This window comes from Desulforhopalus vacuolatus (assembly GCF_016918505.1).
In the GTDB taxonomy this organism is placed as follows: Bacteria; Desulfobacterota; Desulfobulbia; order Desulfobulbales; family Desulfocapsaceae; genus Desulforhopalus; species Desulforhopalus vacuolatus.
In genome coordinates this window covers 1-17,929 of record NZ_JAFFPZ010000022.1, presented here as the reverse complement: position 1 = coordinate 17,929, position 17,929 = coordinate 1, and the positions used below count along the sequence as shown (strand labels likewise).

Here is a 17,929-nt window from a genome sequence, read left to right as displayed (position 1 = left end):
GAACGCAACTGCGTCGACATCTTTTTTGGCGATTACAAATGGATAATAATTCGTGTTTATCCGTGTCCATTCGTGGTTCCTTTTGCAATTTGTAACCACGAATAGACACGAATTTTCACGAACAGCGCAAAGAGTAAAGATAGAACAACAGCAATACTCTGCGAAAAAATCAGCCCCCCATCATCATCGGCAGCACCGTCACAATCTGCGGAAAAACCGAAATCAGGACCAGTCCCAGCATGAGAAGCAGGAAAAAAGGCAGTGCTGCTGCAGCAATACGCAGAATGTCAATTCCAGTCAATCCCTGAATAACAAAAAGATTAAAACCAACTGGCGGCGTAATCTGCGCCATTTCCACCACAATGACCACAAAGATGCCGAACCACAGGACATCAATCCCGGCCTGCTCCACCATCGGCATGATGACCGAGGTCGTCAGCACCACCACGGATATACCGTCGAGGAAACAGCCCATAACAATAAAGAAAACTGTCAGCGCAGCGAGCAGAGTGTAATGCGACAGCCCCATACCGCTGATCCATACTGCCAGCATTTTGGGGATACCGGTAAAGCCCATCGCCACCGTAAGGAACGCGGCCCCGGCAAGGATAAAAGAGATCATGCAGGAGGTTTTCGTCGCCCCGAGCAGGCCGTCAATAAAATTCTGCCGGTTGAGGGTACCACTCCACGCTGACAACCCCAGCGCCAGTACCACGCCGACAGCGGCTGCGTCGGTCGGCGAGGCAATCCCTGAATATATCGAACCGATCACCCCGAAAATCAACAGCGTCACCGGCATAAGCAACGTCAATCCCTTCAGCTTGCCACGCAGGCTGATCTCTACCTTCTCTTCCGGAATTGCCCCAGGATGAAGAAATGACCAGACCGTCACATACGCAATAAAAAGCCCGATCAACAACACCCCGGGCAACACTCCGGCAACGAACAACCGCGCAATCGACTGCTCGGTGGCCACCCCGTAGACAATAAGAATAATGGAGGGCGGGATGAGCAGACCGAGGGTGGCCGAACCGGCAAGAGAACCGAGAATAAGCGATTCAGGGTAACCCCGCCGCTTCAACTCGGGGATACTCATCTTGCCGATGGTTGCCGCCGTGGCCGCCGAGGAACCGGAGACCGCCGCAAAGAGAGCGCAGCCAAGAATATTCACATGCACCAGCCGTCCGGGAAGATGAGTCAGCCAGGGTGCGAGTCCGGCAAACATATCCTCGGAGAGTCGCGACCGGAAAAGGATTTCCCCCATCCATATAAAAAGTGGCAGAGCGGCCAGCGACCAGCTGTTACTCGCCCCCCACACCGTAGTCGCCAGCACACTGCCGAGGGGCGCATCGGTAAACAGCACCATCCCGGTCATGCCAACAACCAAAAGAGAAAAAGCCACCCACAGTCCGCCCGCAAGAAGGGCAAAAAGTAGAATCAACAAGAAAAGGGCAAGAAACAGTTCTGGCATCAGATTCCCTCCTCGTTACCGGTCAAATCTTCGGCCCCGGCTTTCCGGGACGAGACGGGAATATGTCCGGTGACACTGAGAACGAAATCATCAATCAGCGCCACGGTAAGAATAAACAGACCAAAAAACATAAAAAACTGCGGAATCCACAAAGGCACAGCAATCATCCCGGCGGAGAGATCGTTATAATGCCACGACTCCAGCACCAGCAGCGCGGTGTACCAGGTAAAGAAGGCGGTGACGGTGGAAGCCACCGCGAGACACCAGATATCCACCCAGAATTGAAATCGGTCCGGGAGATGCGAAGTTACCAGCGAAACGCGGATATGGCCGCCCTGCCGCAGGGTCCAGGCAAGAGAGAGAAATGCTCCGGCCGCAAGCAGAAAGCCGGTAAAATCAGCGTAGGAGGGAATGGTCATACCAATAGCATGACCAGTGGTGGCGGAGGAGATACGATCAATCAGATTGAGCCCCACCTGAGAAAAAACCAGCAGACAGATCGCTGCGATACAGCCAGCACCAAGCCAGCCGCCAAGGGTATAAAGACCATTGAGGAACGTGCGCATGAAAAATCCAAGGTATGGCACCGCTGGCGGTGCCAGTGAATAACAACCGCCAGCCTGGAGAAAGAAGGCTGGCGGCACAACGGGCAGTTTACTCAAAAGTAAGCTTCCGATACTCCTCAACCAGCGTCTTCCCATCCGGACCGGCACTCTTCTGCCAGTCGATAATCATATTGTCGCCGATATTTTTCAGTCCAGTCATCAACTCGGCAGAAGGATGAACCATGTTCATGCCATTCTCTTCAAGAATCTGTGTCTTGGCGGCCGTCTCCGCCCGGCTCATCTCCCAGCCACGCTTTTCCGCCTCGGCGGCTGCATCCAGCACAGCCTGCTGAGTCTTCTTATCAAGTTTGCGGAAAGCCCGTTTACTGACCACTACCACGTTTTTCGGTAACCATGCCTGAATATCACTGTAATAGTTAACAAAGTCCCACGATTTTGAGTTGGCCCCGGTGGAGGGAGACGTCAGCATTGCTTCAACACGTCCGGTGGCAAAAGCCTGGGGGATATCCGGTACTTCCACCGCAACAGGAGCGGCACCAAGTTCTTTGGCCAGCTTCTCCTGAGTTGCATTGTAGGCACGAAATTTCAGTGCTTTGAGATCGTCAACCGTCTTGATCTCTTTTTTGGTATAGAGGTTCTGCGGCGGCCACGGTACGGAGAAGAGCGGAATCATTCCTTCTTTATCAAGCAACCGCACCACAATCGGTTTCTGCACCTGCCACAGCTTCCCTGCCTCGTCATAGTTGGTGGCAAAAAAAGGCTGAGAATCTGCCCCGAAGATCGGGTTTTCATTGGAAATACGGGAAAGGATAAACTCCCCGATGGGCACCTGGCCTCCGCGCACGGCGTTTTTAATCTCCGCATGTTTAAACAGCGATCCGGCAGAATGCACTTTGATCTTCAGCTCGCCACCGCTCTTTTTTTCTACATCTTTGGCAAACTCAATGATATTCTCGGTGTGAAAGGTCTTGTCGGGATAAGGGGTAGGCATATCCCAGGTAACACCGAGAGCGGCGCCACTGAGAATGAGAGTGGAACTCAGGCCGGCAATCCCGGCAACGATATTTTTCGATACGTTCACAGCTGTTCTCCTTTTACGGGTTAAGAGTGTTCAGAGCCCCCGCACGGTGCGAAGTCTGCTCCGGTCATCGTACTACAGCCTCAGTCAAGAAGATTACACGCGGCGAGACGCAGGGCCAGCGCCTCCTTCGACGAGCAAACTTCACAAATCTGTCTGCACATCTGCTGAAAGTAGCGTTCATGGTTGCGGCGCACCTGCTCCGCTGCAGCCACTGTGAGCGGTTTGAAGGAAATCTCCGCTCCTGGTCCCAGCCTGCCGAGGGTGGCAAGATCGGCGGAAATAACGGTGGCAATCTTCGGATATCCGCCGGTAATCTGGTGGTCATTGAAAAGGATAATCGGCATCCCGTTGCCCGGCACCTGGATAGCGCCGGTGACAATCCCGTCGGAGACAAGGTTAAAGCCACGGCTGCTGTGCCTCAGCGACGGCCCTTCCAGGCGCAGCCCCATGCTGTTGGACTGCGCTGTTACCGTATAGCGGCCAGCATAAAATGTTTCGCGGGCCTCTGCGGTAAAATACTCCTCCTGCGGTCCCGGCACCACGCGGATCACGGCACTGCCGTCGGTCCCACTGCGATAAAACCAGCCGGCGAGCAGTCGCTCCGGCCGTTTTGCAACACTCTCCAGCTGCAGAGGAAGGGAATCACCCTCTTGAAGATGCCTCCCCTCGAAGCCGCCAAATTTTCCGGCAATACAGGTGGAACGACTGCCAAGGATTTTCTCCACTGCAAAGCCGCCCTCCACCGCAAGCACACAACAGAAACTGTCGCTGAACGAACCAACGCCAAACCGGGTTCCCCGCTTAAGGCGCACGCTCTCTCCGGCGGGAATCAGCCGTTTTTTCTTCGCGCCAGGCACCTCAATTTCCAGGGCAACTTCAGCTCCGGCCAGTGCAATTCGCACGGAATCAGCCGCCACCTCAAAAGCGGGGCCACTGAAGATAATATCCAGCCCCTCCATTCCCTCTTCGTTGCCGACCAGTCGGTTGGCGAGACGCAGGGCATCGGCATCGCGCACCCCGCAGACCGGCACAGCCATCGCCTGGCAGCCGAATCGTCCGAGATCCTGCACAGTGGTGCAGAAACCACCCTCCGTTACCTTCAGTGCACTCATTTTCCTGCCTCCCACTGCAGCTCATACTCTCCACGGGCCACCGCCTTTGCGATACGCTCATGCTCCGCGCGGTCCACAGTCTGAAAGCGGATGGTGTCGCCGGGGGTAAAAAGAGATGGCGGATCACGGCGCACATCAAAAAGCGGTGCGGCAGTATTCCCGATCACGTTCCAGCCTCCGGGACTCTCCACCGGATAGATTACCCCGGAACCCTGCGCGACAGCCACCGCTCCCGCAGCCAGCTTCGTGCGTGGACTGGTACGCCGCGACACCTGCTGAAACTGCGGGAAATCCCCGAAGTAAAGCAGGCCCATGGTAAAGCCAATCATGTAGATAAAAAGTTCCGTCTCAAAGAGAATCTGCCGAATTTCTGCTTCACTGCGCTGCAGCTGCGTTGAGAGATCAGCAAGATCCCAGGCAAATTCGCTGTCACAGCAGAGCGGCATCAGCCAGCGTTTTACCTCACGTGTAACGTCACTGCCCTCCTCCACAAGCCCGGACAGCGCATCTTTCAACTCCTCCGCACTCGTCTGCAGCGGGTTGTAGTGAACCAGCAGAGAGCGATAGGTAGGGACCGTTTCCACCACTCCGGGCAGCGCGGCCCGGCTCACCGCCTCCTTCAATTGTACCACCCTGAGGCAGAGATCCCGATCCACAACCTCGCCAAACTGAACGCAGAGGGCAGTATCCCCGCAGGGAAGAAATTCGAGGGCAGGAGGCACAGTCATCACTTCGCCTCAAGCATGGCACGAATGGTGGCAATCTGCTTCACACCGGATTCGTTATCACCATGCACACAGATGCTGTCCACCGGAAATTTCAGTTCTTTGCCGGTAATCGCCACGATAATTCCTTCTTCGCAGAGAGTTCTCACGCGTTCACGCACCCCCTCACCGTCAAGGACAGCTCCCTCAAGAGCACGGTTACGCAGGGTACCATCCTCTTCGTACGCACGGTCGGCAAAGGCCTCCAGATACAGAGAAAGGCCCCGTTTCTCCGCCATCTTTTGATGGTGCGCATAACGGGCGGTGGACTGCAGCATCAACCGCAGCTGCGGATTGCATGTCACCACAGCATCCATCACCGCGCCAAGAACAGCATCGTCACGCATCATCGTATTGTACAAGGCCCCATGAGGTTTAACATAGGAAAGCTGTGTGCCTGATGCCCGGCAGAAGGCATCAAGCGCACCCGTCTGGTAGAGAACAATGCACCGCACCTCATCGGGCGACAGGCCCATATTCCGCCGGCCAAAGCCCTGCAGATCCGGATAACCGGGATGGGCTCCGATCTCCACACCGTGCTCCTTTGCCATGCGCACCGTCTCTGCCATTACACCCGGGTCTCCGGCGTGGAATCCGCAGGCGATATTCGCCATCTGGACGTGGGGCATAATGCCTTCATCCCAGCCAAAAGAGTAGCGGCCAAAGCCTTCTCCCATATCACAGTTGAGTTTCATCTTTTCCTCTTCCTTTAAATTTAGAGCTCTGCTGACAGCATATCGTTCTGTACTTTTATACAAATTGAGTGAAATAGAGGGCAATATTCGGGAAAATTATCAAAAGTACAATCATAATCGCGATCATCACCACAAAGGGAGCTGCTCCCACCATGACGTCACTGATGGAACCCGTGCGCCGTACGCCCTGCACTACATAGAGGTTCAGCCCCACTGGTGGAGTAATCAGTGCCATCTCAATCAGCAGAATCAGCACCACACCGAACCAGATGGGATCATACCCAAGACCAATCAAGACTGGTGCAATAATCGGAATAGTAATGACCATCAAAGAGAGGGTCTCCACGAAAAAACCGAGAACAATATAGAGCGCAATAACGATGAGCAGCGTCTGCAGCGGAGAAGTTCCCAGTCCAAAGACAAACTCCTTGAGCATATCTGCAAGGCCAATGGAATCAAGGATAAAATTGAGAAAGTTGGCTGCAATGAGAATCAGCATGATCATCGCGCTGGTTCGCATTGTCCCTTCAAACACCTGTTGAAAAAACTTCACGTTTACCGTCCGGTGAATCAAGGCCAGCAGCAGAGATGCGAGGACTCCGAGAGCTGCTGATTCCGTCGGCGTAGCCAGTCCTGCATAGATAGAACCGATCACCACAAAAAAGATAATGAACACCGGAATGAGGTCAAGCAGCCCGTGAATCCGAGCCTCCCAGCTGTAACGCTGTCGCCCCCCGCTCAATGCCGGATTAACCATGCAGGCCACTGCAATACAGGTCATAAAAAGGATGGCGAGAATTATCCCCGGCACAATGCCCGCGAGGAAGAGGCGTGGAATAGAGGTATTAGTCAAAAAACCATAAACAATAAGATTGATGGATGGAGGAATGAGAATCCCGAGCGTCCCTCCTGCGGCAATCGAACCACAAAAGAGCTTTTCAGAGTATTTGAACCTCCGCCCCTGGGGCAGTGCCACAGTGGTAATCGTTGCGGCAGTGGCCACGGAGGAGCCGGAAGTTGCCGCAAACAGGGCCGAGGTCCCGATATTGGCCTGCAGCAGTCCACCCGGCAACCAGCAGAGCCACTGGTTAAGGGCATTATAGGTTCGCCTGGCAATTCCGGCACGCAGCAGAATCTCGCCCAGCATGACAAAGAGAGGAATGGAAAGCAGGAGAAAATCTGTGCTCGCAGACCAGGTTATCTCCCCCACCGCTCTGTAAAGCGGATAATCTGAAAACAACGCACCGATGGAGAGCCCGAGAATAACAAGAGCTGTCGCGACCGGCACACTGCAGAGCAGGAGAACCAGAAGAAGGACAAGGGTCGCACCAATAATCATGATTTATCTCCCACTTCCTCTATCTCTTCAATCTCCTCTTCAAGAGTGACAATAGAGGCAAAATCCTCACTCTCCCTGCGGTTGCCCTTTATCTGCCGCCAGACCGTAACCGTCAACAGCACCAGAATCACAATACAGAACCAGATCAGGCCAGCCAGCCAGAGACTCTGTGGAATCCACAGGGGAGTCGCAAGCGGGGTATTGGCCGTAGAATGTCGCACCAGTGAAGTCTTCAGCACAAAACAGGCAAACCAGCTGACAACTCCGAGATAGATGAGGAACAGGCTCAGGGATAAAATATCAAGGTATTGCTGCAACCTCTGCGGACAGAGTCGGTAGAGGATATCGATACGGATATGAGACTTTCGAAAGAGGGCAAAGCTGAAGCCCCAGCTGCAGCTGATGGCAAGGGCATACCTCGACAATTCATCCGTTCCACCAAGGGATATGGAGAAAACCTTGCGCAGTACAATCTCCACGACAATCAATACCGCCGTCAGCAGCAACAGGAGACCGCCGCCCCAGGAGGCAGCCTGTGAGACTTTCTCCACTTTGTGAACAATATCCATATCCTGACTCTCTTAAAAAATTACGGTGCGGAACACAATGCCCCGCACCTGCCTTTCACACCCGCCTGCCGCCCGGATTTACTGCTTTGCTTTTATGCCGACCACCTTCCCGATTGTCTCGTTCCAGGAGGTCATTGTTTCAGGCTTCACTTTTTCTGCGAGAGCTGGCAGTACGTTGGAAATCAACACCTCTTTTACCCGGCTTCTGTCCGCATCCGTCACGGGGACCAGAGTCAGAGAAAGAGCATTGCCGTGGGGACAGTCTCCTCCGGTGAGACACTGCACACCCTCGAGAGTCTCCTGCCCGGCAACAGCCCAGCCCGGATCCTCAAGATCTTTCTTCACGAGGTGCATCAATTTGGTCTGTTCCTCGGCGGAGAATTTGTCCCAGGTGTTCAGCGACATTACTCCAACAACGTAATCCCAGCCGCCAACGGGCAGCGGATAGAGATATGAGGAAACCTCACCCCACCCCGCAGAGTAGCCTGAAAGCGAACCCGTAATGGCGGCATCCACCACACCACGCTGCAGAGCCTGAGGCACCTCACTGAAGGAAAGAGTCACTCCCGTAGCACCGATGGCAGTCACAAATTCCGAGGTTGTCCAGCCGGAAGCACGAATTTTTTTCCCTTTTAAATCACCAAGAGACTTCAGGGGCACCCGGCTGAAAAGGACCTGTGCCGGATAAGGGGTCACACTGAGCAGTTTTACATCGAAATCCCGTGCCAGATACTTCTCAAGCTCGGGCCGATACGCCTCCACGGTCTTGCGAGCCGTCTCAAGATCAGTGGTAATTCCAGGTAAATCAAGACCCGCCAGATCAGGGCAGTCGGAAACGATATAATCCGCAACGGTATTCACCACATCAAACACGCCCATCTTCATCTGGCGAACTACTGCGGGACCTTTCAACTTCACCTGGGAAAGGGAGGTCATGTTCACCTTGCTCCCAAATTCGGCTGGAATCGTTTTTGTCCAGAAAGGTTCTTCAAAATTTTTATACAGTGTCAAACTGTTCCAGCTTCCCACAACACGTAATCTGTCCGGCGCGGCAAAAACGGCAGTCGATGAAAAAAGGACTGCAACAAGTGCAGCTGCAACTGTTTTAGAAATCATCATTGTGCTCCCTGTAAAAGATTTTCGCCATACTGTGACGAAAGCGGTATGGATTGATACGTCAGCTTCTGTCTGGAAGGATGTGAACTCTGTACTGTTTTGTAATTGACCGGGAGAGAAAAGGGTCAATCATCGTGATTTCGCAGGCCTCTGAATAAATCGTCCCTTCGGCAATAATCGGCAATGTCCCGCCGAAAATGGCGAGGGTGCCTGAAGCTACGTTATCTCTGGCAATGATCTTCTCCAAATCATTCCAGTGGAGAAGATCCCCCAAAACACCGTTCTGGTATTTCTGCCACTTTCCGGCCACCATCACCCGGGCCTGCAGCTGGATCCCGTCCCAGTGATCGTCAACCTCATCAACAAACCAAAACTCATCTCCAATAATTTTGTCACAAATCTGTTTCGACTTGGAGGTAGAGACAGATTCCAGTTCACGGTCTGTATGATCACTGGCCACAGTGAAATATCGACGGCCATGTTCATCCAAGGCAAGAAAAAATTCAACCTCCATGCTGCTGTACTCACCGACAACATATATCTCGTTTCCATCTCTTATCCGATGCGGCGAAATCCAGTAGAGGGCCGGAACAGAGTAGGGAGTCGGGATTCCAAGTTTCTGTAACTCCTCTATGTGAGACTGAACAACATCCTGCCGACGTCCGGTATAACCAGCGGCGACACAGCATTCGATGCTGAGGAGAGCGTTCTTTACCTCTCCATTTTTTCCCATCACTTTTATTTCTTTTTTCATGCTGACTCCTTTCTCAGCCCCACATTCTGTCCACCAGCACTCGGATAACGCATGGAAAAATTCGACATAATGGTCATAATGCCACACTCCAAAGCAATTATCGATATTTTTTATATTTTTATAACATATATGTAATTATTATCTATTAACACACTGTTTTTTTTAAGATATTTCAAAACTTAAAATAACAATATAACACTCTCCCGGCTGCCAACTTCCACAGAAGAAGAATTCAGAACAGAAAAAATACAGCAGAAGAAATTCCTTCCGGCTTTACCCCTCAACCCTGTTTCGCCCCTTCTCTTTCGCGCGGTAGAGTGCCTGATCAACCCGATTAAGAAATTCCTCCTCTGAAATATCCTCGTCGCAGAAAGTACTGCAGCCGAAACTCATCGTCAACCATGGACTTCCGGCTCCGAATTCATGGGGGATGTGCTGCTGCTCCACCTTCTCCCGCAGCAACTCTGCAACCCTCCGACAGCCCTCTGCGCTGGTCTCCGGCAGGATGACAATGAACTCCTCACCGCCGTAGCGGGCGAGCAGGTCTCCAGGGCGCTTGATCTCTTCAGCGAGGGCCCTGGCAACGTGGCGCAGGCAGTTGTCACCTTCCGGATGGCCGTAATTGTCATTGTACGGCTTGAAATAATCGATATCGCAGAGGATCATGGACAAAGACGTTCCGTTTCGCCGGGCGAGGGAAAACTCCCGGTGAAATGTCAGGGAGAAACGACGCCGATTGGCGAGCTTTGTGAGGCTGTCTACCTCTGCCAGCTTTTCAACAGTATCAAAGGAACGGATAAGCTGACGGCCAAAGAAGAGTATTATTGCGGCTCCCACCCCGCCAACCAGCAGCATATTGACCGCGAGCGGCCAGATACGCTGCTCGGGAATATGAAAATTTACGCTGATCCCGCCCCGGATATCCCCCACCTTATAGCCCTGCTCCCTGTGGCAGTCAAGGCAGCTCTCCTCTGTATAGAGCGGCGCGATATAGTGAAACCTTTCCCTTGTATCGTCCACATACCAGTACTCTTTTATCTTCTTCCTTTCAAAATCCTTAAGAGGATCTTTCTCCCACGCCCGGGCCGCATTACCGGGTCGAAGAGGCTTGAGGCTGGTGATATGGAAATCGACGAGTTTGCTCGTGCTGGAATCCTCAGAGATGAGACGGGTCATAAAAGCGGGGTTAATCATGGTAAGTTCCATTCCTCCACGGGTGACAACATCCCGCAGAGGATCCTTCAGCCACGGATTGGGCTGGAGTTTATCGGTCACCGGGACATAAACACCTCCCTGTTCGGCGTTCCAGCGCCGGGCAACAACGACCATTTCAAAAAAGGATCGGGCGGCACGAACATTCTCTCCGATGTGAAATTCTCGACTGCGGGACAGGTTCCAGTAGAACAGGATATATATAAAAAGAAACCAGAGAAGAGTTATGACAAACAGGAACCCCCAGCGGATCCGATTCACCTTGTGACGTTCAACACCCCCTGCTCCTTCCTCAACCTCGCTATCAGGAGACTGGAAAATAAATGTAAAGATGTTTTTTTTCATGTCGTTACTCCTTTTTTACGCTGCACACTCCTCACATATCCCCGCCATCATCTGCGGCACAGCCGCGAGGTTTACCGTATCCTCTACCGGAAAACAGGCGAGCAGGCGGCCGTCAAACATCACGCCAATGCGGTCGGAAAGGGTCAGAGCCTCGGTAAGGTCGCCGGTTACAAGAAGAATTCCTGCGGCTTCACGAGCCTTGAGCAAAAGCTTCCACACCTCTTCCATGGCAGAGATATCAAGTCCCTGGGTGGGCTGCTCGGCAACGATGAGCCGCGGTTTACGGTAAAATTCACGGGCAAGAACCATCTTCTGCAGATTCCCGCCGGAGAGTTGCCAGCCGGCAGCGGAGAGGTCTGGCGGGCGGACGTCGAAGGTCTTGAGCAGATATTCTGCACGTTTACGCGCCTCTTCCCGAAAAAGGAAAAATTTACCGGGTCCCCTGGAGAAACTGCGGCGGGTGGTGAGGAGAAAATTGTCGAGCAGATCAAGGCTTGGACAGGTGGCAAGCCCCTGGCGATCCTCAGCGATCCAGGCAAGCGTGTTCTCGGGATCGTCGGCGGCGGTGCGGAAGAACTCTCCCCACTCCCTGCCAAGGATACGCACCGTACCGGAGTGTGGTTTGCACATGCCGCAGACCGTCTCCACCAGCTCCTTCTGTCCATTACCCGCCACGCCGACGATACCGAGAATTTCCCCCTGACGCAGTTCAAACGACACCCCGCCATCCTGCTCACTCCAGCCGAGGCCGTCGAGGGAAAGGACCTGTTGCCGGATCTCCACCGACTTTTTTTCCACCTCAAGCAACACCTTCCGACCCACCATCCGCTCCGCCAGATCGGCGGTGGATGAAACATCCTTGACCGGCACGGTGTCAACAATCTCGCCCCGCCGCAGAATGGCAATATCATCGGCCACCGACATAACCTCTTCGAGCTTGTGGCTGATAAAGACAATTCCCTTACCCTGCGCCAGCATCAGGCGCATGGTGGCAAAGAGGTTCTCCGCCTCTGCAGGAGTGAGCACGGCGGTAGGTTCATCAAAAATCAGCACCTCAGACCTGCGGTAGAGCAGTTTGAGAATCTCTACCTGCTGCCGTTCACCCATGGAGAGATCCCGAATCACTGCGGAGGGTTTCACGGACATGCCGAACCGCGAGGCAAGAGCCTCCACCTCAACCTCCATTCTCCGCCGGTTGAGGAACATCTGCCTGTGACCAAGGAAGACATTTTCCGCCACTGTCATCGCTTCCACCAGTTTGAAATGCTGATAGACCATACCGATACCGGCAGCAATCGCCTCCTCCGGCGAAGTAAGATGCAGCACCTGGCCACGGGCAGAGACAGTGCCGGAGTCCGGCCGCAGCTGTCCGGCAAGAATCGACATCAGAGTCGATTTTCCCGCGCCGTTTTCTCCGAGCAGCGCGAGCACTCGACCACCGACAATCTCCAGGCTCACATTGCTGTTCGCCCGAACCTTGCCGAAGGATTTGCTGATCCCTTCCAACCGGATCAACACCTCACTCACAGCCGTTCCCGTACGGCAAGAGGTTCAACAAAGGTCGTTTCAGTATCCCAGGGGAAGAGAATCCACGTTTCCTGGTTGACCTCTGTGACAAAGGTATCCACCAGCGGCTTACCGGCGGGCTTGGCATAAACCGTGGCAAAGTGTGCTTTGGGAACGAGATTCTTCACAATCTGCGCAGTGTTGCCGGTGTCAACAAGGTCGTCAATCAACAGCCACCCCTCGCCATCTCCACCACCGGTAAATCCCTTGAGAATTTGCGCCTCACTCTTTTTATCTTTCCAGTCGTAGCTGGAAATGCAGATGGTATCCACCTTGTGGATATCCAGTTCACGGGCAATAATCGCCGCCGGGACAAGACCGCCGCGGGTGATGGCGATGATCCCCTTAAAGAATTTTCCGGTATCAAGCAGCAGGCACGACAGGGCGCGCGCGTCCCGGTGAAGCTGGTCCCAGGAAATAGGATAGGTTCTCTGATACGTGTTGCTCATTTCGTGCTCCTGTCAGGGGAGAAAGTTATTGTAGAAGTTCTCATGGGACCCTCATATTACAATTATGGTGTTTATTGTGAAACCACTCTTGACGCAGTATAGTTCTTTAACATGTTGGAAACATTTCGCTTTTACAGCAGGGGTGTATCCTTTATTTTTTTCATTTTAATTTTTTCAATCACAGGAGATGTACCATGGGAGACAGAGACAAAATCGGTCCGGGCCTGCAACTCTTCAGACCTGGCACCCCACAGAAAGACAAAATCAAAGCCATTGTATTTTTTACACTGCTGGCACTTATCACTCTCGCGCAGGCATTTTACTGGCTGTTTGCCAATAAAGTGTTTCCCATTATCTGGGGCATGCCATTGGGCCTGTTTACAGTGGTCATGCTGATTGCTGCTGAATTTGTCATACTGACAGCACTCTATCTCTCAGATAAGGGGACAAAATAATGGACTGGATAATTACCCTCGGAGTCATACTGCTTTATCTCTGCATCGTATTCTGCATCGGAGCCTTTGCCGGGCGGGGCAGAGAAAACTCGGTACAGGAGTACATTGCCGCAAACCGCAGCCTGGGCTTTATTGTACTTTATTTTTTGATGGGAGGTGCCATTTTCAGCGCATTTGCCTATCTGGGAGGCCCGGGATGGGCCTACTCAAAAGGGGCAGCCTCTTACTATATTATGGGATACTGCGCTCTGGGCCTCGTCCCCTGGTGGATCTGGGGACCAAAGGCTGCACGAGCGGGACAAAAATTTAAATATGTAACTCAGGCACAACTTTTTGCTGATCGCTTTCAATCCAAAGCTCTCTCCATCATAATCGCCATTATCTCAATCCTGGCCTTTATCCAGTACATCACTCTGCAGATGAAAGGCAGTGCGTATGTCTTTGAAATAGCTTCCGGAGGCAGAATCCCTTTCTGGGCAGGTGCACTTATTGCCTATGTTGTTGTTGTCGCCTATGTCTTCTATGGCGGGGTCCGGGCTGTTGCATGGACCAACGTGTTTCAAGGTGTTTTCATGGTAGTCACCGCCTGGGTACTCGGCCTCTACTTCGCGTATTCTCTATACGGCAGCCCTACAGCCATGTTCACAAAAATTGCTGAAGCAATGCCGACTCACCTTCTGGTTGGTCCCGGAACAAAAATGGACTATATGCCTTATGCTTCCGCCTTGATTGTCTCCGTTCTTGGCTTTTCCATGTGGCCCCACCTTTTCATGAAAGCCTATACAGCAGAGAGCGAAAAGACCCTGAAAAGAACCATCATGTGGTACCCTACTTTTGCCATTTTTCTTGTTCCAGTTCTTTTTATCGGTTTTGCCGGCATCCTGCAAGTTGACCCGCAAACCCTTGGTGCCCCGGACAAAATTCTTCCGTGGATGTTTGCCAATATGAACTTCAGTCCACTCGCCATCGGACTTGTTCTTGCCGCAGCTCTCGCAGCAGCCATGTCCACCCAGGACACAATTACCCATGCAGCCGGGGCCATCTTCACTCAGGACCTGATTGAACCACTGAAAAAGAAAAAACATACTCAGAAAGAAGCAACGGTATGGATTCGGGTTTCAGTTATTGGTTTTGGATTGATCAGTTATATGGTTGCAATTTTTGGTGGTCAAACCATCGTTTCTCTGCTCCTTGGAGCGTATGGTTCCATTGTGCAGCTGCTGCCGGTAACGATCGCCACCTTCTTCTGGCCCCGGGCAACAAAGGCAGGAGTTATTTGCGGGGTGATCACGGGAGTTGTTTTCAACTATCTGATCGTCCTTCAAATTGTCCCGAAATATGCCGGAATCCACCCAGGCCTGCAAGGTTTGATTCTTAATTTTATTGTTCTTATTGTCGTTTCTTTTCTTACGCCTCCCATGGACAAGAAACACGTGGATAAATTTATCAACCTGTAAAAAAGGGGCAGACAACCTGTTCAGGGAACAGGACAGGTTGTCGTCTGCACCTTATTTTTTCACACTCCACTCAGAAAATCGTTATGAAACAAAAAATTAAAGAGTATGTGCAGACAAAACTGCCTGGTATTATTGAACTGCGACGTGCGCTGCATAAAATTCCAGAAACAGGTTTCAACGAAGTTAAAACGTCGTCATTTATCGCCAGAACGCTGGAACAGGCAGGTTTTGAAGTCACAACCGGCATTGCCAAAACTGGAGTTACAGCCCTTCTCAAGGGAAACGGTCCAGGGAAAACACTTCTGCTTCGATCAGATATAGACGGACTGCCGATTGCAGAGGAAACCGGCCTCCCCTTCGCTTCCACCCACCCGGGGTTCATGCACGCCTGCGGTCACGACGGTCATATAGCAATCCTCCTTGGAACAGCACTGATCCTCAAGGAGTTAAAAAACCAGTTCAGTGGACAGATTAAATTTGTCTTTCAGCCAGCTGAAGAGGGCCCGGGGGGTGCAAAGCTGATGATAGAGGAGGGCGTGCTTGACAATCCGAAAGTTGACTATGCCCTCGGTCTTCATCTCTGGGCCTCTATTCCTGAAAATAAAATTGCACTCAAGGCCGGCCCGCTCATGGCGGCAATGGATCGTTTCGACCTTGATATAATCGGCAAAGGCGGCCATGGAGCCATGCCCCATCTCTGTAAAGACCCTGTCGATGCAGCGGCACAGGTTATTAACACTCTTCAGCGTGTTGTCAGCCGGCAGATGAATCCATTGTCCCCCACAGTCGTTACCATCGGGACAATTCAAGGTGGAACTGCCTTCAATATTATTCCCGACAAGGTTCATCTGTCAGGGACCACACGAACTCTCGACAAAGAGGTATGGAAAGGCTGGGAGTCCCGACTGGAGCCCATGATAAACGGCGTTTGCACAGCAGCCGGGGTCAAATACAAACTGGATTATCAACCTGGTTATCCCCCTCTGATCAATGACAGCGCGGTAACAGAAATTGCCCGTCAGGCCGCAGCTGAAACCGTCGGCTCTGAAAATGTCATTGAAGCCGAAGCGACAATGGGAGGGGAAGACATGGCTTTTTATCTTGAACAGGTTCCGGGATGTTATGCCTTTATAGGTATCGGCACTCCGGGTTGTGCACCGCACCACAACTCTCATTTTGCATTCAATGAAGAGGTCCTTGGAACCGGTGTCAAATATCTTTGCAATCTGGTGATGGAAATATCAAACGCAAGGAACTGCTGACCTCGTCATATAAATTACGGATCACTCACCCTGCAAATTTTTTTATCCCGTTAAAGAAGAGTACAACCGCTTCCACCACAAGATATGTCGTGGGTGTTTAAGTGCAACAGCATTGAGATACCCTCGATATCCTGTCTTCCCATAATAGATCTGTGTCCACCAGATGGATGGTAAGAAGGTCTCCTTTAAAATCTTGGATACTCCAATTCCATTTGCCTTAAAATCTTTTAATCTTCTATGGGGCCAACCATTGAAAGATGCAAGGTCGACAGTCCTCTCTTTCTGCACTGATGCAATAATATCTTCAGAAACATTCTGACGATTCCAGGGTGATACGTGTTGCATAAGTGGTAATGCATTAAAGAGCAAAGGGAACCTCTTTTGGATCATCTGCCATTCAAGTGTTTCAATATACTTTTCTGTGTAGCCAATAATGTCTGCAATATTAATCAGTTTATATGACTCGTATGTAAGAGGTGCTCGCAATGCATGTTGATACAGATAATGAAGAGTCTCTTCATGACTAAAAGTTAAAACATCCACCTCACCAACCTGAATCATCTGGCCAGCTTCCATTAACTTATAGAAATCAACCACAGGATAGTATGGCGGACAGTTCGGATATAATCCCCGGTGCAGTTCAAAACAGACTTTTATATCATCAATGGTCTTATGCAGGGCTGGCAAGTGATGATGATCTGGTGGTATCGGAGAATTGGCCTGTTCAAAACCTGCATCACGCAACAACCCCTGCGCTTTGTCAACCTCAGCTCTGCTGAATAGAATGTCCATATCCCGCATAGGACGAAGGGCTGGATCGGGATAAAGTGTCAAACACAGTGCAGAACCTTTCAGCAGGATCGGAGTTAACTGATGCTGCTCAAACAACTGAAGTATATCCTCAAGAACCTTCAACCGTACAACAGCCTGTTTTTTGTGGCGTTTATAGAGAAGGCTTAAACTCCTGCGAACAGTTGCCGGAATTTCGGCCTCGGATTCCAGAATGTGCTTGCGCAATAATGGAGCCATCCCCTCACGCTCAGCTCTCACCAGCAACCCCTGCCAGTCATTAAAATTCTGGCAATACTCCCGCAACATCTGATGCTGCACCTCATGGCCTTCAACCCTGGCACAAACTTCAAGTATCGGATAGCGTTTCATGTAAACAACCTTGAATCTGAGTTGAAGATGTGCGGAAGGTCATCGAAACTGCCATAACTGAGCGTGAATGACCGGCACTGCTTGACTATTGCTGCCATTGCAGAGACACCATGCCCTTGCAGGTTACGGGCATTAACGTGGGAACGAAGCAGATACAGACTGCTCCTGGCAGGAGATATTTCATGCAAGCCGGGTTCTGCATCATGGGTAAACTGCGGAAAAATGATATCAGTAACCTTAGGCTCCAAAGGAGCAAAATCTGGATTCAATAAACGATGGGGAATCATAGAACTTATATTTCGCACCTTGCAAAAAAAATATTTTTTTTTAAAAAAACGTCAAACATTCAAGATGTTGTCAAGCAAGAGATGATCTTCATTTTAACTCTATACTAAGATGAGTGGTTTACGCTTTATTCCCCGTTTTCGCATTACACTAACCTGAGACTCTTCTTTGCCAAGTATTCGATGTATGCTTGTTGCCAGTTATAGCCCGAGCATGGGTAGTGTAACTTTTCTAAAATGGGTTTACGCTGTTGATCTTCCATTGGCTGCC

General features: G+C 51.5%; 17 protein-coding genes. 3 read left to right on the top strand and 14 right to left on the bottom strand.

Annotation, left to right across the window (positions count from 1 at the left end):
• Positions 1–169: 169 nt before the first annotated feature.
• From JWG39_RS12285 to gpt, 13 genes are all read right to left on the bottom strand, one after another.
• The gene (locus JWG39_RS12285; protein ID WP_205219709.1) at positions 170–1,471 is read right to left on the bottom strand and encodes a TRAP transporter large permease; all 1,302 of its coding nucleotides are present in this window, start codon (positions 1,469–1,471) and stop codon (positions 170–172) included.
• Entirely contained in the window at positions 1,471–2,133 is a 663-nt protein-coding gene (locus JWG39_RS12280) for a TRAP transporter small permease (RefSeq protein ID WP_240192118.1), read from the bottom strand. The genes JWG39_RS12285 and JWG39_RS12280 overlap by 1 nt, the downstream gene beginning before the upstream one ends.
• A complete protein-coding gene (locus JWG39_RS12275; protein WP_338032214.1) occupies positions 2,126–3,118 on the bottom strand; it encodes a TRAP transporter substrate-binding protein in 993 nt (330 codons plus the stop codon). Before JWG39_RS12275 ends, JWG39_RS12280 begins: the two co-directional genes overlap by 8 nt.
• An 80-nt stretch (positions 3,119–3,198) precedes the next feature.
• Positions 3,199–4,230, bottom strand: a complete 1,032-nt coding sequence (locus tag JWG39_RS12270) for a 5-oxoprolinase subunit C family protein (RefSeq protein ID WP_205219708.1) — start codon at positions 4,228–4,230, stop codon at positions 3,199–3,201.
• Positions 4,227–4,958 carry a 5-oxoprolinase subunit B family protein gene (locus JWG39_RS12265; protein WP_205219707.1) on the bottom strand — a complete coding sequence of 244 codons (732 nt, stop codon included), beginning with the start codon at positions 4,956–4,958 and terminating at the stop codon, positions 4,227–4,229. The genes JWG39_RS12270 and JWG39_RS12265 overlap by 4 nt, the downstream gene beginning before the upstream one ends.
• On the bottom strand, positions 4,958–5,689 hold the full coding sequence (locus tag JWG39_RS12260) for a 5-oxoprolinase subunit PxpA (RefSeq protein WP_205219706.1): 732 nt from the start codon (positions 5,687–5,689) through the stop codon (positions 4,958–4,960). The genes JWG39_RS12265 and JWG39_RS12260 overlap by 1 nt, the downstream gene beginning before the upstream one ends.
• Before the next feature lie 55 nt (positions 5,690–5,744).
• Positions 5,745–7,025: a TRAP transporter large permease gene (locus JWG39_RS12255; RefSeq protein WP_369130619.1), complete on the bottom strand. Its 1,281-nt coding sequence runs from the start codon at positions 7,023–7,025 to the stop codon at positions 5,745–5,747.
• The gene (locus JWG39_RS12250) at positions 7,025–7,597 is read right to left on the bottom strand and encodes a TRAP transporter small permease subunit (RefSeq protein ID WP_205219704.1); all 573 of its coding nucleotides are present in this window, start codon (positions 7,595–7,597) and stop codon (positions 7,025–7,027) included. The genes JWG39_RS12255 and JWG39_RS12250 overlap by 1 nt, the downstream gene beginning before the upstream one ends.
• Positions 7,598–7,675: 78 nt before the next feature.
• Positions 7,676–8,716 carry a TRAP transporter substrate-binding protein gene (locus tag JWG39_RS12245; protein WP_205219703.1) on the bottom strand — a complete coding sequence of 347 codons (1,041 nt, stop codon included), beginning with the start codon at positions 8,714–8,716 and terminating at the stop codon, positions 7,676–7,678.
• Positions 8,717–8,774: 58 nt separating this feature from the next.
• Positions 8,775–9,467 carry a DUF2848 family protein gene (locus tag JWG39_RS12240; RefSeq protein ID WP_205219702.1) on the bottom strand — a complete coding sequence of 231 codons (693 nt, stop codon included), beginning with the start codon at positions 9,465–9,467 and terminating at the stop codon, positions 8,775–8,777.
• A gap of 273 nt (positions 9,468–9,740) precedes the next feature.
• Positions 9,741–11,024, bottom strand: a complete 1,284-nt coding sequence (locus tag JWG39_RS12235) for a diguanylate cyclase domain-containing protein (protein WP_205219701.1) — start codon at positions 11,022–11,024, stop codon at positions 9,741–9,743.
• A 15-nt stretch (positions 11,025–11,039) separates the two neighbouring features.
• Positions 11,040–12,551: an ATP-binding cassette domain-containing protein gene (locus JWG39_RS12230; protein ID WP_205219700.1), complete on the bottom strand. Its 1,512-nt coding sequence runs from the start codon at positions 12,549–12,551 to the stop codon at positions 11,040–11,042.
• Positions 12,548–13,039 carry a xanthine phosphoribosyltransferase gene (gene gpt, locus JWG39_RS12225; RefSeq protein ID WP_205219699.1) on the bottom strand — a complete coding sequence of 164 codons (492 nt, stop codon included), beginning with the start codon at positions 13,037–13,039 and terminating at the stop codon, positions 12,548–12,550. The genes JWG39_RS12230 and gpt overlap by 4 nt, the downstream gene beginning before the upstream one ends.
• 194 nt (positions 13,040–13,233) lie before the next feature.
• Between gpt and JWG39_RS12220 the strand changes: the two genes are divergently transcribed.
• The 3 genes from JWG39_RS12220 (at position 13,234) to JWG39_RS12210 (ending at position 16,213) form a co-directional block, all read left to right on the top strand.
• Positions 13,234–13,494 (top strand): hypothetical protein, encoded by a 261-nt coding sequence (locus JWG39_RS12220; protein ID WP_205219698.1) that lies wholly within the window; start codon positions 13,234–13,236, stop codon positions 13,492–13,494.
• Positions 13,494–14,951 (top strand): sodium:solute symporter family protein, encoded by a 1,458-nt coding sequence (locus tag JWG39_RS12215; RefSeq protein WP_205219697.1) that lies wholly within the window; start codon positions 13,494–13,496, stop codon positions 14,949–14,951. Before JWG39_RS12220 ends, JWG39_RS12215 begins: the two co-directional genes overlap by 1 nt.
• 83 nt (positions 14,952–15,034) lie before the next feature.
• A complete protein-coding gene (locus JWG39_RS12210) occupies positions 15,035–16,213 on the top strand; it encodes a M20 metallopeptidase family protein (RefSeq protein ID WP_205219696.1) in 1,179 nt (392 codons plus the stop codon).
• Between the two features lie 42 nt (positions 16,214–16,255).
• Here the strand turns inward: JWG39_RS12210 and JWG39_RS12205 are convergent, their stop codons facing one another.
• Positions 16,256–17,374, bottom strand: coding sequence for a nucleotidyltransferase domain-containing protein (locus tag JWG39_RS12205; RefSeq protein ID WP_205219695.1), 1,119 nt, complete (start codon positions 17,372–17,374; stop codon positions 16,256–16,258).
• Positions 17,375–17,929 lie beyond the last annotated feature (555 nt).

What these genes read in the sequence shown, in the direction of transcription:
- JWG39_RS12285 (WP_205219709.1), bottom strand. Translation starts at nt 1,471, where the DNA reads ATGCCAGAACTGTTTCTTGCCCTTTTCTTGTTGATTCTACTTTTTGCC.
- JWG39_RS12270 (WP_205219708.1), bottom strand. Translation starts at nt 4,230, where the DNA reads ATGAGTGCACTGAAGGTAACGGAGGGTGGTTTCTGCACCACTGTGCAG.
- JWG39_RS12265 (WP_205219707.1), bottom strand. Translation starts at nt 4,958, where the DNA reads ATGACTGTGCCTCCTGCCCTCGAATTTCTTCCCTGCGGGGATACTGCC.
- JWG39_RS12260 (WP_205219706.1), bottom strand. Translation starts at nt 5,689, where the DNA reads ATGAAACTCAACTGTGATATGGGAGAAGGCTTTGGCCGCTACTCTTTT.
- JWG39_RS12250 (WP_205219704.1), bottom strand. Translation starts at nt 7,597, where the DNA reads ATGGATATTGTTCACAAAGTGGAGAAAGTCTCACAGGCTGCCTCCTGG.
- JWG39_RS12245 (WP_205219703.1), bottom strand. Translation starts at nt 8,716, where the DNA reads ATGATGATTTCTAAAACAGTTGCAGCTGCACTTGTTGCAGTCCTTTTT.
- JWG39_RS12240 (WP_205219702.1), bottom strand. Translation starts at nt 9,467, where the DNA reads ATGAAAAAAGAAATAAAAGTGATGGGAAAAAATGGAGAGGTAAAGAAC.
- JWG39_RS12235 (WP_205219701.1), bottom strand. Translation starts at nt 11,024, where the DNA reads ATGAAAAAAAACATCTTTACATTTATTTTCCAGTCTCCTGATAGCGAG.
- gpt (WP_205219699.1), bottom strand. Translation starts at nt 13,039, where the DNA reads ATGAGCAACACGTATCAGAGAACCTATCCTATTTCCTGGGACCAGCTT.
- JWG39_RS12220 (WP_205219698.1), top strand. Translation starts at nt 13,234, where the DNA reads ATGGGAGACAGAGACAAAATCGGTCCGGGCCTGCAACTCTTCAGACCT.
- JWG39_RS12215 (WP_205219697.1), top strand. Translation starts at nt 13,494, where the DNA reads ATGGACTGGATAATTACCCTCGGAGTCATACTGCTTTATCTCTGCATC.
- JWG39_RS12210 (WP_205219696.1), top strand. Translation starts at nt 15,035, where the DNA reads ATGAAACAAAAAATTAAAGAGTATGTGCAGACAAAACTGCCTGGTATT.
- JWG39_RS12205 (WP_205219695.1), bottom strand. Translation starts at nt 17,374, where the DNA reads ATGAAACGCTATCCGATACTTGAAGTTTGTGCCAGGGTTGAAGGCCAT.